Genomic DNA, 14979 nt, shown 5'->3' on the forward strand with positions numbered 1-14979 from the left:
ATCAGGCCCAGACCGAAAGCCAGAAAGCATGAGTCAGGAACAACCCCAACGCGTCGCCATCGTCACCGGTGCCTCTCGCGGCATCGGCGCCGAGGCCGCCAAGGCTCTCGCCAGACAAGGTCGGCATGTCGTCTGTGTCGCCCGCAGCGCCCCCAAGCTCGAGGAGATCAAGGCCGCCATCGAAGCCGAAGGCGGGTCCGCCTCAACCGCCACCTGCGATATCAGTGAAAAAGGTTCACTTGCCGCCGTGGTCGAAGCCACCGTCGAAGCCCATGGCCGCCTGGACATCCTCGTCAACAACGCCGGGATCACCCGCGACAACCTCTTCCTCCGCATGAGCGACGAGGAATTCGACGACGTCATCGCTACCAACCTCCGATCCGTGTTCGAGTCCTGCAAAGCCGCCGCCCGCCCGATGATGCGCGGCAAATGGGGCCGGATCATCAATATCGGCTCGGTCTCGGGCATCGTCGGCAACGCCGGACAAGCCAACTACGCCGCCGCCAAAGCCGGCGTCGTCGGCCTCACCAAGTCCATCGCCAAGGAACTCGCCCCCAAGCAGATCACGGCCAACGTGATCGCCCCGGGCTTCATCCAGACAGACATGACCGACGTTCTGCCCGATGCGATCAAAGACAACGTCAAGCAGGTCACGCCCCTCCGACGCTTCGGCCAGGTCGCCGAGATCGCCCACGCCGTCGCCTTCCTCGCCGCCGAAGATGGCGGTTACGTGACCGGTCAGGTCATCACCGTCGATGGTGGGATGACCATGGTATAAACCCGAAAACTCCGGAGGATCGACCCAAAACGGGTTGTTTCATCCGAAAAAGACGGGCCAGAGAGGCCCGCAGCATCGCCCCAGCGGGTCGGCCGATGCTTGGCAATCCGTATACCCCGCGATATAGTCCCGCGTTACCACGCCGGAGCACGGACAGCAGGGCGTGAGCCCGTTTAGGAGAGCATGATGAACGAATCCGAGATCCAGGAAAAAGTCGTCGCCATCGTCGCCGAACAGATGGGCGTCGATAAAGGCGAGATTAACCGCGACACCAATTTCGTGAACGACCTCAACGCCGACAGCCTCGACACCGTCGAACTGGTTATGGAATTCGAAGACGAATTCGAAACCTCCATCCCGGACGAAGAAGCCGAGAAGATCCAGACCGTGGGTCAGGCCATCGACTTCATCAAGAGCCAGACCGCCGACAAGTGATCCCTACGGACGCCTACCGCTCCGACTCACGCGTCGCCACCCCCGAGAAAGCCAACAGCCTCCCCGCTGCAGCCTTTATCCTGAACGTGGCCGCGCATCACCCCGAAACGGAACCTATTTATCACGATGGCTGACCGTCGCGTCGCGATCACCGGCCTGGGCTGGGTCACCAGCCTTGGGACATCCCTCGATGACGTCTGGCAGAAACTGCTCGACGGCACGAGCTTTATCCATGACATCACCACCTTCGATGCCTCCGAGTACACCACCCGCTTCGCCGGCGAGGTGAACAACTGGCCCGGCATCCCTAGCGTCGATAAACGCGAACTCAAGCGCATGGACCGCTTCGCCCAGTTCGCCCTCGGTGCCAGCATCGACGCCGTCGCCGATTCCGGCATCGACTTCTCCAAGGAAGACCCCTGGCGCTGTGGCGTCAACATCGGCTCGGGTGTCGGCGGCATCGGCGAGTTCGCCGACGGCCACCAGAAGCTCATCGAGAAGGGCCCGGCCCGTGTCAGCCCCTTCATGGTCCCGAAGATGATGTGTAACGCCGGAGCCGGTAACGTCTCCATCCACTTCGGCATCAAGGGCCCCAACTCCGCCATCGCCACCGCCTGCGCCAGCGCCGGCCACTCCATCGGCGAGGCCGCTCAGTCCATCCGACACAACGTCTCCGACGTCATGATCGCCGGCGGCTCCGAAGCCGCCGTCACCGCCATGGGACTCGCCTGCTTCACGGCCATCAAGGCCCTCTCCAAGCGAAACGACGACCCCCAGAAGGCCTCCCGCCCCTTCGATAAGGATCGCGACGGCTTCATCCTCGCCGAGGGAGCCGGCATCCTCATCCTCGAAGAGATGGAACACGCCAAGGCACGCGGGGCGAAGATCTACGCCGAGTTCACCGGCTACGGCCAGTCCGCCGACGGCTACCACATCACCGCTCCCGATGAGAACGGCACCGGTGCCGCGCACGCCATGAAACGAGCCTTGGCCGACGGCAAGCTCAACGCCACCGATGTCGACTACATCAACGCCCACGGCACCAGCACACCCCTTGGCGACCTCGCCGAGACCCGGGCCATCAAGAGCGTCTTCGACAACGGCGAGGTCACAAAGATCCCTGTCAGCTCAACCAAGAGCATGACCGGCCACCTCCTCGGAGCCTCGGGCGGGGTCGAGGCCATCATCGCCTGCAAGGCCCTCCACACAGGCATGGTCCCCCCGACGATCAACCACAACGAGCCCAGCGAAGGCTGCGACCTCGACTACGTGCCCAACACCGCGCGCCAGGTCGATCCCAAAGTTGCCATCAGCAACTCCTTTGGCTTCGGCGGGCACAACGTCTGTCTCGCCTTCAACAAGGTCTAGGCAAAGCCTCACAGGGTTTCTGACGCCAGCCAAGCAATGGGCGTCCCCTGTTCCGCGTTGACCGCTAAACTGTAATATGAGTGCAACCCGCTTTAGAAGGCAGACGCGATGGTCAACCTGATTTCCACCCTCGGCTTCATCGGCCCCCTGGGCTGGACCGAAACCATCGTCATCGCCGTCATCGGCCTCCTCTTCTTCGGCAAACGCCTCCCCGAAGTCGGCCGCAGCCTCGGCAAGGGCATCGTCGAATTCAAGAAGGGCCTCTCAGGCATCGAGTCCGAGGTCTCCAAATCGCCAGACCCGCCCAGAATCGAAAATAACGAGCCCACCTCGACCGACACCCAGAGCCAGAAGGAAACCACCTAACCCCGCCTTGACCCTCCCCTGCCAAGGTTAGAAACTACACAACACGTGTCCCACAAGGGCGGTTAGCTCAGTTGGCTAGAGCGCATCGTTCACACCGATGAGGTCGCTGGTTCGAGTCCAGTACCGCCCACTTGACCGATATTTTCAAGAGTGCACACAACTGCATCACGATGCACAACTACGTTCCTGGGGTCGTCAGCGGTGTTTAGCGATTCGCTGTTCTGAGATGTGCCACGCTGTGCAGAGACCTGCTGCATGGGATTTTGCAGCGCGCTGCATCCGCTCACAGCAGCCTCGTAATGTGCGTCTGTGACTTGAGCGTAGTGTTTCACCGCAACCGCCACCGTGTTACCCAGCCACTGAGCGACTACGTGAACCGGGTGAACTTGCATGAGTTCGGTCTGCCGAGTGCTCCGCAGGTTGTGCCAGAGTTTGGGCCAAGGCGTGAGCCCCGCTCTGCGCACGATCCGCCGAAGGTGCGTGCTGGGATTCTTGTTATCACCGATCTGGGTTGGGATGAGGAACTCAGCACCCTCAGGAGCAGCTTCAAAAGCCTCCCGTAAATGAGTTTCAAGCTGCGGGAAGATCGGCAAGTCACGGGCTCCCTTGCCCTGCTTACGGGTCTTGGGGCTGGTGATCCGTATCCGCTTTCGCTCCCAGTCCACATCACTCCACCGTAGATTCTGGATCTCAGAGGGGATCCTCAGGCCCCCGTAACGCCCGAGGGCGAACAGCAGCCGCCACTCGGGGCCTGGGCAAGCGTCTAGAACCCTCTGGGCATCAGCCTGGGTGATGAACCGCTGACGCTCCGGGTTGCCCTGTACGGTGGCCTTGAGCCCCTCGAAAGGGTTCTCATCGATCAGCTTCCGTTTGCAAGCAGCGCTAAAGAACTGACGAGCACGTCCCACCATCCGACACGCCGTATTCTCGGCGAGCCCCTGCTTCACCTTCAGGGCGATAGAGAAAGCCTCCGCCTCAGCAGGCGTAATGGATCTCAGCGAGCGCTGGGAGCCGAAGAAGGCGAGCAGATGCTTCTCAGCCCGCCTGTAGGTCGCTTGCGTGGCCTCCTCTACGTCCTGACGCTCGGAGCAGTAGGTCTGGATGAACTCGCCAAGCTTAGCGGTGCCTACCGGCTCACACAGCCCCACGGCCGCGATGCGGTTGCGCAGCTGGACCGACAGTTCACTCAACCTACGCAGCGTCAGAGGCTTGGGAGAGCCTCCACTGGCCTTGGCGTTGATCAGATCTTCAACAAGCAGCTTGATGCCGGTCGCCTGCTTGTCGGTGATCTTCCCCAGCGTGATGGTTCTGCGAATCCCTTCGGAATCCGCGAATTGGATACTCCACGAGTCGGTCTTCTTTGAGGCATAAAGTGTTGCCATGCTTTAGTTCCGTTTCTTTCTCAGGGCCGAACGCTTCACCAGCACCAGGCCGAGTTCGTTGATTAGTAGATCGAGGTTTTCGCGGGACAATCCAATTCGGCCCTGCATGAACTTGCTCATACTCGCCTGCGGAATGCCCGTTGCCTTACAAATGGCGTAGCGGGTGCGAGAATCAGCGTCTACGGCTCGTCTTAACTGCTCACTAAACGGTAATCGGTCAGCCATAAACTCGATTATACTTGTTGTCTCTTCGACTACTAGCTCATTGTTCACATAATTTCTCCAGTTCGGCCAAGGCGATCTCTTCCGCCTGCTCTAATGCCATATCTCCGAGCTCCAGACAGATTGCCACTCGCTCTTCGAAGGCGTCTCGCAGCGCAATCCGACGTGATTGACTTTTCTGGCTCTCTATGAGCCGCCATACCTGCTCGACGGCGTCACCAGTGTCAGCGTCGACAGGGGGAGTACATACGTACAGACCCGATTCAATCCTGAGCTGCACTTGGTATTTGAGGCGGCTAAGTCGTCCCAGATCGCGCTTCGATGTGGTCGGTCCGCAGCGGACATGTAGCCTGTCGGCATCCACCCAGATCTTCGCGCCTGAACGAAGTAAAGCATCGAGTAGCCGGCCAACCTTGTCTTCACTCGCCATAATTCACCCCGCGATTACCACCCGCGTCGACGCCGACACCGTCGACGCTATCCTCAATGATCAAGCCCTTAGACATGCGCGGTGATATCCGTAAGACTTCGACCGAACGGCCATTGTCGGCTGTCTCAGATTCAATGACGCCCAAGCCTCGCTCTACGATCTGTGCCATCACCTGTTTGGCCTGCTGAACATCCTCACTGAAGGCCCGCATATGCCGCTGTAGGTCTCGTGCAGAGGTCGTACCCGGCTCACGATCTCCGATCCCCTGAGTCACGCGCTGGACGACTTGCTGCAGGAGTTGCTCCTGCTGGGAGGCAGCAAGGCTGCCGTAGCAGTACCTGGCCTGATCGATCAGCCAAGTGGCTACCTCAATCGCACGCTGCATCACATCACCCCGCAAGACAACTCCGGGCTCTGCGAAGAGTTCGAAGGCCTCTGGACTGATTCCGTTAAGGACCAATGCGATTCTCGCGGTGTAACCGTCCATCTTTGCCAGCGCGCCGCGTATGGCCTCGTCGTCCTCGCCCTCCAGTTCCTCCTGGTGACCGTCATAGAAGCCAGCCCAAAGTTCAGCCGCATCACGATCCAGCCGCACCACAAGCGGTTCTGGCCAGGCGTTATCTCTCTCGTCCATGCCGAGATGGATCAAACCTTCAAAAGTTGACAGCACGGTTTCCTCGATCTGAGCGTCAACCGTGATCTCGTGCCATCTGCGTTTGGGGTTCTGCGTGCGGAAGACAAGGAAGCGAGACGCCAAGCCGTTCTCCAGGTTGGCCCCACTAAAGCACTCGTTGAAGACCTTGGGTTGGATCGTCCCCACAACGGCGACTCGCGCGTGGGGCACGTAAATCGGCTCGTGGCCCTTACGGTGAACACGCAGGGCATTACCGTCGAAGATCTGGAGCCACTGCTCGGTGTCGCTGCCCGGCCGGTAGGCGTTGTGGGACTTGACCCAACCCGCTAACTCGTCGTTATAACTAAGCACGCCACGCGGGTTGTCTCGTAGCAGCGGAGGTAGTGATTCAATCGTTGCATCACCGATGATGAATGTACGGCCCCTTGGTGAGTCCTCCGGAGGACCGTCCGGATTAGCCTGTTGCCAGGCTTGGATCTCTTCCTGATGATCCCTCCATAGTCGCTTCTCAAGACTTATGAGCGGCTTAAGACCTGCGTTAACGGCAGGTGTCTTGACGGTTCCAGTCGGACTGATCAGGGCGACCCAGAGCATGGGATGGACCTGCCAGCCCTTCTTGAGCTCAAGCACGCGTGAACCGCCCATGGCTGCGCCAGCAGCCGCTATGAGAGGCATGGCCACGCTCGCGGGATCGCACTGAATCGCCTCTGCCGACTGCTCGACATAGGCCCTAAAGTGCGGCGGAAAGACATGGATCGGAAAAGGGCCGGGGTGCTGCAGTGTCATGAGATAGAAATCCTCAAATGTCCCCCCGGGATTTGCGCAGGACACCGCGCAGGCCACACGGCCGCTCTTCGGATCCCGGTTAAACCCCGAACTCAGGGGACAAGGGCAGACGCAGCCGGTAAGCCCCATCTGCCTGTGGCAGAGGGCTAGCTGCTGTTAGGGCCGGAGGAGCGTTTGTCTACCCAGGCTTTCAGCTGATCACGCGAGTACAGCCTGCGACGGCCAAGCTTGACTGAAGGGATCTCACCGCTGTTGGCCAACTCCCACAAGTAGCGGGTGCTGATCGAGAGAGACCTGGCGGCTTCGCGGTCGTTGAGGAGGAGGGAAGGATAAGGTCCGTTTGGTTCGGGCATGTGCTTGTTCATGCCCCCATCATTCAGCCAGTGTTGGGCTCAAGCCACTGCATTTACTTTGGTTTTGATGAATTTTGATCTCCGTTGATCATCGTAGATCGCTTTCTATCATTCGAAAGAGTTCGGCCATATCCGTCTCGCGTCATCAACGTTGTACATGAGATCAGAGCCAGTCCCGACACTCCTTACGCGCTTCGTATCCCGTTTGGAGGCCGCGTTTAGAGTCGCGTTCTCGATATCCGTATGTGCTTTGAACCAGGACCATGGCTTGTAATCGTCGCTCGTTTCTGAGCCAGTCATGTCTGGTAGATGTTTTGTCTTTGAGTAATGGGCTGCACAAGCTAGCAGCCGCTGAAAGATGAGATCAGCCTCGTAATCGAACCATGGAGCATGTGGGACCTCCTCCCAGGTCACATTTATTTCACGATGCAGGGCTCTAGCCAGACGGTCTAGTTTTTTATACTCCTCATCGAGACTGTGGCATAGATCAGGACCATAAAGAAGTTTGACTAAGCTGTGCAAACTATCTTCCTCATTGATTGATGATGACAGCTCACCAGCGCAGATCATCAAGGATACCTGTGGACGTATTCTTTGAGATAAATCTGTGCTTTGATTAGGTACTCGCGTTGGATAGCGCCTCCACACGTCTAGCTGCTTGAGGATGGCAACCATTCGGTTCGCAAATAGATCCTCTGACCACTCAATATCCTGCTTGGTGAGCGACGTGCACCGAGGCTCACACACTGGATACGCAGGACTAGCCCACCCTACGGCTGTATTAGGGGCTGAATCTAGGTGGTCAAAATCAGGGTTATCCTGCTCGAAGTAATCCTTCACACAGTTCTCCTATGGCTTCTGATGGAAACACGCCATACCGCCTCGCATCCGGGTACCATTCGCCGTAGGTTCGATGCCGGTGCCACACCCGCCAGCGGACGTAGTGCTCACCTCGCCAGACCCGCTTGTATACCGCACAGGCCATGTTCTCGCCCAAGGGCACCCAGCCCCGCAGTTCCTCAACCGCGCATCTGCCGTCCAATTTATGCGTATCCCCTGCCCGTGGCTGTGGGGGCAGCACTTCCGGAGGGGCGTTCTGCACCCCTGCCTTGATTGGCTCCATTCTTGTCCTGCCCATCTCTCGCTTGGCACGCTCTCTGAGCAAGCGGCAGATGAGCTTGTCGGCGTCTGTTCCCGTGAGTGGGCTGGTATAAGGCATAGTGGTTCCCTTCAGAATAACGCTTAACTGGGAAATGGTGACCCGTAAACAGATGCAAGGGCAGTCCTTCGGCCGGGTCGCAGCCCCCCCCGGCCGGAGGGCTGGAAGATGCATTCTTGGTGAGATTTTCTAAGCAGATACGGTTGCTTCTGGAAGCTCATCCCAGCGCGTGGTATAGCGTGGGCTGCGGTTGTCACTCCGCAGATGCCAAGTACGACATGGCCGAAGCTCAAAGGGTGAAGAAGCCCCGATCCTCAGGGATCCACGCCCATGACGGTCGTTGATCGCATCGAGGGTCTTCATTAACCCACGGGTCTTGGTTCGGTCGACTTGGTCATACAGGCCCAGCTGACGCTCTTCTCGCCTGCCCAGGTTACTCAGTAGCACTCCTGCTTTTTTGTAGTGATGCTGCCCGCGAAACACTCTCGACAGACACCACTTCGCAGCCTTGATTAGCTCGCACGTGTCTTCAGTCGCTGTAGTCAGGCGCATACTTCGACTGTTGGCGTACTGCTCGACATCGGCATGGCGATCGGTCTGAACAAAGACCGACACCGTTGATGCTACTAGGTTCTGCCGACGGAGTTTCACGGCCGCTGCAGAGCAGAAGGTGGCGATGGCCTCGGTGAGATCATCGAAGCGGTTGGTGACCTTGCCGAATGATCTGGAACAGCAGATGTTCTTTCGATCTGGCTTGATCAGCTCAAGTGGCAGGCATGACTTGCCGCGAAGCTCATAGACCTGTCTCTGGCCGACCACGCCCAGTTCCTGGCGGACAAGATTCGGGTCTGCATCTCTAAATTGCCTCGGCGTTTGAACCCCCAGCTTGTTCAGCCGTCGGATGCTGCCCCGGCTAATGCCCCAGAGATCCTTGAGATCCACCCTGCCCAAGGCCTCATCAACACGCTCAGGCGAATCCAACACACAAACGCCCTCACGCATGCCATCCAGAGCAACACGTTTCGCGCAATGATTGGCGAGCTTGGCTAGTAGCTTGGAAGATCCGACACCGATGCCGGTTGTGATGCCTGTCCACTGTCTGGCTGTACCGCGCAGCTCGACAGCCCACTGGCTCAAGCGATCATGCCCCAGATCGGCAATCTTGAGGAACGCTTCATCGATGGAGTAGATCTCGACCGCCTCGCTGTGCTGGCGGTAGATGCTCACGAGGCGCGACTGAAAATCGTGATAGAGCGTGTAGTTGGAGCTGAAGACCCTGGTGTTGTGCTGAGATAAGACATTCTTGATCTGAAAGTAAGGCTTGAACATCTCGCAGCCGAGTTCTTTGGCGTCCTTAGATGCAGCCACGATGCAGCCATCGTTGTTGCTGAGGACCACGGTGGGTCTTCGAGCGGCATCAAGATCGAACACCTGCTCGCAGGACGCATAGAAGCTGTTGCCGTCAACGTGAGCGAACATCAGAACTTGACCACTGAGGCGACGATGACACCAAAGACCGTTGACGGTGCTCTCGTCAATCTCGCGATCTGGAAACCGCCATCCCCCTCGACGACAGCGAGACGGCCCGGCTTGGGCGTGACAGATCGATCCACAACGACCACTGCTCCGTCTGGAATGCCTTCATCCTTCATGCTGTGTCCAGCGGCTCGGAAGAAGTAGGTCGCCTCACGACGAGTGACGAGATAGTCATGAAGGTCCAGCTCGGGGTCTTCGAAGCCCTCCGCAGGTGAGGGGAAACCGGCGCTAACCACCCCGACAACTTTCCATCCCTCAAGTGCATCCATGTCTATATGTTAGGATATTGTTTGGTAAATGCAACGGGAGTGACTCGCCATCCCCTGCAACCGAGTCCAAGGTGAATCTCGGAAGGTTCACTCGATGCCTGTGGCATGACAGGTCAACATCCACCTCGATCCTAAATAGGTCCTGGTGCTGCAGGATGCCTGCTACTTGACAATGATAAATCATTATCGATAGTAGCGATTCAGAGGCTACTGAGCCTTAGAGATGGCAGGCAGCCTGCGTTCATGAGATCTGTAGCTCCGGCCTGCCACATATTCAGAGGAGGAACACCGATGAACACCGTGCGTCAATCAACCATTTGCAGTGCTGCTTTGGCCACCATGCTGGCAGCTGTCCCGGCCGCGTCCGCAGGGATCCTCTTCGACTTTGAAGACCAGGACCAAACCGGCTTTAACGCAGGAGCCCTAAGCAGCCTCATCATGGAGTCTGGCGGCCTGACGGTCACCATCACCCGTCCGGGTTCACCTAATCAGTTCGATATCTACGACCTAAACGATCTGGAGAATGACACGCTCCCCGCCTCTTGGGGCAGCCGATCGATAAGTCCGTGGTTCAGTAATGAGGGCACGGCGCTGGTCGCCAACTTCGATCAGCCCGTGCGATCCGTCTCCATCGATATGGGTGACGTCGGAGGTGACAACGACAACTTGCTGATCCAAGCATTTACTGGCAGCGACGCTTCTGGGAGCCTCATCGATCTGGCAGAGCTTACCCTTCCCGGTGGTGACGACCTGAACGATCCCTTCACCTTCACACACGCCACACTCTCAGTCGAAGCCAGCACCGCGCAGATCCGTTCTGTCCGATTTATTGGTGGCACCGACAGCTTCGAAACACCCTTTGGCACCTTCTCGGTACCCAACTCGGTCTATTACGACAACATAGCCGTGGTGGTGCCTGAGCCCGCATCACTAGCCCTGATGGCTCTCGCAGGACTAGGCCTGCTCCGCCGCAAGACAGCCTGACCATGACGACGACAACACTTACAGCCCGCCGATTTTTGACGGGCTTCTTCATGCCTGCCAACCCCTGCACGGATCCGCGAGGCAGACTCGATCTCATCAGCTCCTCAGCTATAACCGAGTCCAGCCCGAATTTCTGATGGCCTTCACTGACGCTAATTGGCAAGCCTAGGTGTGTGGACAGAAAGCTGCATGGTCCGCAGCAGGCGCTCGTAGAGCTCAAGCAGCAAGCGGTGGATGCCCATTGCTTCCCTAACTAGGCTCGCTCTACATTGATAATGTATTATCATTATGAATCACAGGTAAACGTAACGTTGACCCATGCGGAGTGAGGCATGACCGCTAGGTACACCCATCAGCGAAGTGCGATTGTCGATGCTCTTCACAACGCCGGTGGTCCGCTGCGCCCGTTAGACATTCTGAGAATAGCGTCGAAACAAGTGCCCTCTCTCGGACTGGCGACGGTCTATCGGCACCTAAAGCAGCTACAGGCATCCGGCGAGATTCATGCTGTTGAGTTTTGTGGCAGGGAAGTCCGTTATGAGTCAACAGATCGCGGCCATCACCACCATTTTCTGTGTCGTGCGTGCGGGGAAGCCTTCGATCTGAATGGTTGTCCGGAAGGGATTTCAAAATTAGTGCCCCCGGGCTTTGAAGTCAGTGATCATGAGCTGACGCTCTTGGGGCGATGCCCCGACTGTGTCGCATCCAACCAAGATGAGAGCTGAGTATGCCGACCTATGAATACCGCTGCTCTGAGAATGGTCGCGAGGTTGCGGTCTTCCACGGCATGAGTGATCGCCTGAGCACCTGGGGTGAACTCTGCGACCACGCTTCGATCGACCCCGGCCAGACGCCTCGGGATACACCCGTGCAACGACAGTTTGGTACGGGGATCGTCATGGTGCGAAGACCAGACCAGTTATCTGGCGTCGGGTCTAGTTGCTGTGGTACAGATGGCTGCGGGGATTGATCAAGAGATTGCTTTCATCGGAGACGATATGGCTGCAAATCAAATGAAACGCTTGCCGGTAACGGTTCTCTCCGGATTCCTCGGAGCCGGCAAAACGACGCTGCTTAACCATGTCCTCAGCAATCGAGAGGGCCTGCGGGTAGCCGTGATTGTCAATGACATGTCTGAGATCAACATCGATGCATCACTTGTACGCGATGGTGGTGCCACGCTATCGAGAACCGAAGAGAAGATGGTCGAGATGACCAATGGCTGTATCTGCTGCACGCTGCGTGAAGACCTCATGGTCGAGGTTCGTCAGCTCGCGGAAGAAGGCCGTTTCGACCACTTGTTGATCGAGTCGACCGGGATCGGCGAGCCCATGCCCGTCGCAGCGACCTTCTCGTTCCGGGATGAGAATGACCAGAGTCTCAGTGATGTTGCCGAAGTCGACACCATGGTGACCGTCGTTGACGCCGCCAACTTCATCAAAGATTTCGACAGCAAGCAGCACCTTAAAGACCGCTCAATGGAAATGGGCGATGAAGACGAGCGCACCATTGTCGATCTGCTGACGGACCAGATTGAGTTTGCCAACGTGATCGTCATCAATAAATGTGATCTGGTTGCCAGTGATGAGATCGATCGACTCGAAGGCATCCTTCATCACATGAATCCAGATGCTCAACTTATCCGCACGCATCGCGGTAACATCGACATCAAGACAGTGATCGGAACGGGGATGTACGATGAGCACAAGGCATCAAAGATGCCCGGCTGGTTCAAGGAGCTCAACGGCGAGCACATTCCTGAAACCGAGGAGTACGGGATCGGCAGCTTTGTGTATCGACGCCGCAGGCCGTTCCATCCGAAACGCTTGATTGAGTTGATGCGGTCGAAACTACGAGGGGTTGTGCGATCCAAGGGTTACTCATGGATTGCGACACGCCCGCATTACTGCGTGATGTGGTCGCAGGCCGGCTCCTCAATACAGTTAGAACCCTCTGGGGGCTGGTTCGCGATGGTGCCCAAGGATCAGTGGCCGGATGATCCAGAAACCCGTCGCTGGATTGATTCGATTTGGGATGACGTGGCAGGTGATTGCCGCCAGGAGATTGTCTTCATCGGCATCGAGATGAATCGTGAGCAATTGGTGGCAGATCTGGATGAAGCCCTCATCACGGACGAGGAGTTGAAGGCAGGCCCCGAGGCTTGGAGACAGTTCGAAGACCCGATTCCCAGCTGGGAGCCGCAACAGAATGCACTCGCGAACTAATCGCGTTTCATCCAGGAGCAGATGAATGCCTATCTACGTCTATGAGGTCCTGCTGCCCGATGGCGAAGAGGGACAGGTGTTTGAGGTCATGCAGAGCATGTCAGATGAACCACTCACGGAGCACCCAACGACCGGCCAGCCTGTGCGTCGCGTGCTACAGCCAGCCCATATCGCGGGGAAATGGTCAGAGTCAGGCAGCAAGCAGCAGCTATCCGACAAGAACCTAGAAGCTCACGGCTTTACCAAGTACGTAAAAGCTGGGGGCGGCTACTACGAGAAGCGTGCGGGTCAGGGGCCGGATGTTATCAGTGCTGGTGACGAGCCCGGCTGAAGCCTAAATATGACCTCTTCACAGTTACTCGAGAGCAGGAAAGATCGATAATGGAAGACGTATTGTTTGCAAGCAGAGAGAGTGTGGAGCAGGTGGAGGAGGGAGCCGAGCTCGCTCCAAGGTTCGATGAACATGGATTAATTCCCGTGGTGACCACGGACATCGACTCTGGCGAACTGCTCATGCATGCCTACATGAATGAGGAGGCGCTGAAGAAGACCATCGAGCTGGGTGAAGCTGTTTATTGGAGCCGCAGCCGGAAATGTCTTTGGCACAAGGGAGCAACCAGCGGACTGGTCCAGCGTGTCCGAGAGATCCGGATCGACGATGATCAGGATTGTGTTTGGATCCGTGTAGATGTCCAAGGCGGAGCGAGCTGCCACGTCGGGTATCGCTCTTGTTTCTACCGGGCGGTGCCCCACGGAAGTCAAGCTGGCCAGCCTCTTACCTTCACCGAGACCGAGAAGGTCTTCGATCCCAAGGCCGTCTACGGCGATGCTCCCAACCCAACCCGTCTTTGATAGTTAGTGATACGCCTACATGACCACTGAATCCGCCGTCCCCTGTCATATCGTCGCCGGTCCTTTGGGTGTGGGAAAGACCACCGCGATTCTCAACTATCTGCGCCGTTACGCATCCCATCAACGGGTTGGCGTGTTGGTCAACGATTTTGGTCCGGTTGGACTAGATGGGGCGACGCTTGCCGCAGAAGCACCCAAAACCAAAGTGCTGAATGTGCCTGGTGGTTGCATCTGCTGCACCATGCTGGCTGAGCTTCCTGATTGTGTTAGACGGCTTGTTTCTGATCAGTCTCTGGATCGGTTGATCATCGAACCCAGTGGCATGGCTTCACCTGCACAAGTCATTGATCTGCTACGGAGCAGTCAGCAAGACTTGGACATCCGACTACAACCGTCTGTCGTCATGCTGAATACTGGCGATTTTGATGAGGAGACCTTCGAAACCCGCGCCTACTACCACATGTTTTGCGAGGCGGCGGATATTCTTGTTTTCAACTGGTGCGATCGAGCCAGCGAGTCAAAGATCAACCGGGCACGGCAGTGGGGTAGCAAGCTCAACCCGCCAAAGCTACGGGTGTTGACCACCTCTCAGGGAGAATTGCCCGCTGATGTATTCAAGGACTGGCCAACCAAGCTCGAGGAGGGCCAGCAAGTTTGCCAGCACGAACATCATCACGACCACAGCCATGAGCATAATCACAGCCATGGACACGACCCCAAAGTCCACCCTGGTGGGTTCGTGCTGGAAGCCGGCCGCTGTTTTGATGAGCAACAGCTATTGATCAACCTCATGCGTGTTTGCCACGAAGGCATCGCTGAGAATGAGGTGCTTCGGTTAAAGGGGGTCTTCCACACGAACGGTGGCTGGCAGTCTATCGAGATCGCCAATCGTGAGGTGACCTTCCGGCCTTCGGCTCATCGACGCGATAACCGCATGGAATGGCTGACTCAGCCCGGCATCATTAATCAGGAGCAGATGCTGCTAGAAATGGAAAAGCCGTTGGATTGGCGAGGGCTGGCGGAGTCGTTGAATATTAGTTGATCTAAGAGTCAGATCCTGCGCGGTGTCGCTTACGGTCATGGGGCTTGTGTCAAGACTTCCAAGCTGAAAGTTGAAGGTTCGAGTCCCTTCGCCCGCTTCCCCATTTACAGCCTTGGCCTGCCCCCTCAACCTGATCCACTTAAAGCTCAGGATCAGAA

The 14979-nt window shown here is 57.4% G+C and carries 17 protein-coding genes and 1 tRNA gene; 11 read left to right on the top strand and 7 right to left on the bottom strand.

Features of this window, described 5'->3' with window-relative positions; translation table 11 throughout:
* The first annotated feature begins 28 nt into the window (after window positions 1-28).
* The 5 genes from fabG to ACQZAB_RS12750 all read left to right on the top strand — a co-directional run bounded on the left by fabG (window position 29) and on the right by ACQZAB_RS12750 (window position 3077).
* A complete protein-coding gene (fabG, locus tag ACQZAB_RS12730) occupies window positions 29-778 on the top strand; it encodes a 3-oxoacyl-[acyl-carrier-protein] reductase (protein ID WP_428389900.1) in 750 nt (249 codons plus the stop codon).
* A 186-nt stretch (window positions 779-964) separates the two neighbouring features.
* Window positions 965-1213, top strand: coding sequence for an acyl carrier protein (acpP, locus tag ACQZAB_RS12735; protein WP_428389901.1), 249 nt, complete (start codon window positions 965-967; stop codon window positions 1211-1213).
* 126 nt (window positions 1214-1339) lie between these two features.
* Complete coding sequence (gene fabF / locus ACQZAB_RS12740; protein ID WP_428389902.1) at window positions 1340-2581, top strand: beta-ketoacyl-ACP synthase II; 1242 nt, start codon at window positions 1340-1342, stop codon at window positions 2579-2581.
* Window positions 2582-2689: 108 nt separating this feature from the next.
* Window positions 2690-2947, top strand: a complete 258-nt coding sequence (locus tag ACQZAB_RS12745) for a Sec-independent protein translocase subunit TatA/TatB (RefSeq protein ID WP_428389903.1) — start codon at window positions 2690-2692, stop codon at window positions 2945-2947.
* A gap of 56 nt (window positions 2948-3003) precedes the next feature.
* Window positions 3004-3077 (top strand) — tRNA-Val (locus tag ACQZAB_RS12750).
* Here the strand turns inward: ACQZAB_RS12750 and ACQZAB_RS12755 are convergent.
* From ACQZAB_RS12755 to ACQZAB_RS12785, 7 genes are all read right to left on the bottom strand, one after another.
* Window positions 3037-4329 (bottom strand): tyrosine-type recombinase/integrase, encoded by a 1293-nt coding sequence (locus ACQZAB_RS12755; protein WP_428390163.1) that lies wholly within the window; start codon window positions 4327-4329, stop codon window positions 3037-3039. The two genes, ACQZAB_RS12750 and ACQZAB_RS12755, sit on opposite strands and share 41 nt — an antisense overlap.
* A 3-nt stretch (window positions 4330-4332) precedes the next feature.
* Window positions 4333-4554: a hypothetical protein gene (locus tag ACQZAB_RS12760; protein ID WP_428389904.1), complete on the bottom strand. Its 222-nt coding sequence runs from the start codon at window positions 4552-4554 to the stop codon at window positions 4333-4335.
* Between the two features lie 37 nt (window positions 4555-4591).
* Entirely contained in the window at window positions 4592-4981 is a 390-nt protein-coding gene (locus tag ACQZAB_RS12765; protein ID WP_428389905.1) for a hypothetical protein, read from the bottom strand.
* Complete coding sequence (locus tag ACQZAB_RS12770) at window positions 4971-6401, bottom strand: DUF3987 domain-containing protein (RefSeq protein ID WP_428389906.1); 1431 nt, start codon at window positions 6399-6401, stop codon at window positions 4971-4973. Before ACQZAB_RS12770 ends, ACQZAB_RS12765 begins: the two co-directional genes overlap by 11 nt.
* Before the next feature lie 146 nt (window positions 6402-6547).
* On the bottom strand, window positions 6548-6766 hold the full coding sequence (locus ACQZAB_RS12775) for a helix-turn-helix domain-containing protein (RefSeq protein WP_428389907.1): 219 nt from the start codon (window positions 6764-6766) through the stop codon (window positions 6548-6550).
* A gap of 1336 nt (window positions 6767-8102) precedes the next feature.
* Window positions 8103-9392, bottom strand: a complete 1290-nt coding sequence (locus tag ACQZAB_RS12780) for a Y-family DNA polymerase (RefSeq protein ID WP_428389908.1) — start codon at window positions 9390-9392, stop codon at window positions 8103-8105.
* Complete coding sequence (locus ACQZAB_RS12785) at window positions 9392-9718, bottom strand: LexA family protein (RefSeq protein ID WP_428389909.1); 327 nt, start codon at window positions 9716-9718, stop codon at window positions 9392-9394. Before ACQZAB_RS12785 ends, ACQZAB_RS12780 begins: the two co-directional genes overlap by 1 nt.
* Before the next feature lie 291 nt (window positions 9719-10009).
* Between ACQZAB_RS12785 and ACQZAB_RS12790 the strand changes: the two genes are divergently transcribed.
* From ACQZAB_RS12790 to ACQZAB_RS12815, 6 genes are all read left to right on the top strand, one after another.
* Entirely contained in the window at window positions 10010-10702 is a 693-nt protein-coding gene (locus ACQZAB_RS12790) for a PEP-CTERM sorting domain-containing protein (RefSeq protein ID WP_428389910.1), read from the top strand.
* Between the two features lie 332 nt (window positions 10703-11034).
* Window positions 11035-11427 carry a Fur family transcriptional regulator gene (locus ACQZAB_RS12795; protein ID WP_428389911.1) on the top strand — a complete coding sequence of 131 codons (393 nt, stop codon included), beginning with the start codon at window positions 11035-11037 and terminating at the stop codon, window positions 11425-11427.
* 288 nt (window positions 11428-11715) lie between these two features.
* Window positions 11716-12927 (top strand): zinc metallochaperone GTPase ZigA, encoded by a 1212-nt coding sequence (gene zigA, locus ACQZAB_RS12800; RefSeq protein WP_428390164.1) that lies wholly within the window; start codon window positions 11716-11718, stop codon window positions 12925-12927.
* 25 nt (window positions 12928-12952) lie between these two features.
* Window positions 12953-13258: an FmdB family zinc ribbon protein gene (locus ACQZAB_RS12805; RefSeq protein WP_428389912.1), complete on the top strand. Its 306-nt coding sequence runs from the start codon at window positions 12953-12955 to the stop codon at window positions 13256-13258.
* A gap of 50 nt (window positions 13259-13308) precedes the next feature.
* Window positions 13309-13779 carry a phosphoribosyl-AMP cyclohydrolase gene (gene hisI, locus ACQZAB_RS12810; protein ID WP_428389913.1) on the top strand — a complete coding sequence of 157 codons (471 nt, stop codon included), beginning with the start codon at window positions 13309-13311 and terminating at the stop codon, window positions 13777-13779.
* A gap of 19 nt (window positions 13780-13798) precedes the next feature.
* The gene (locus ACQZAB_RS12815; RefSeq protein WP_428389914.1) at window positions 13799-14821 is read left to right on the top strand and encodes a CobW family GTP-binding protein; all 1023 of its coding nucleotides are present in this window, start codon (window positions 13799-13801) and stop codon (window positions 14819-14821) included.
* Window positions 14822-14979: the final 158 nt, after the last annotated feature.

The organism is Mucisphaera sp. (genome assembly GCF_965279675.1).
Lineage (GTDB): Bacteria > Planctomycetota > Phycisphaerae > Phycisphaerales > Phycisphaeraceae > Mucisphaera.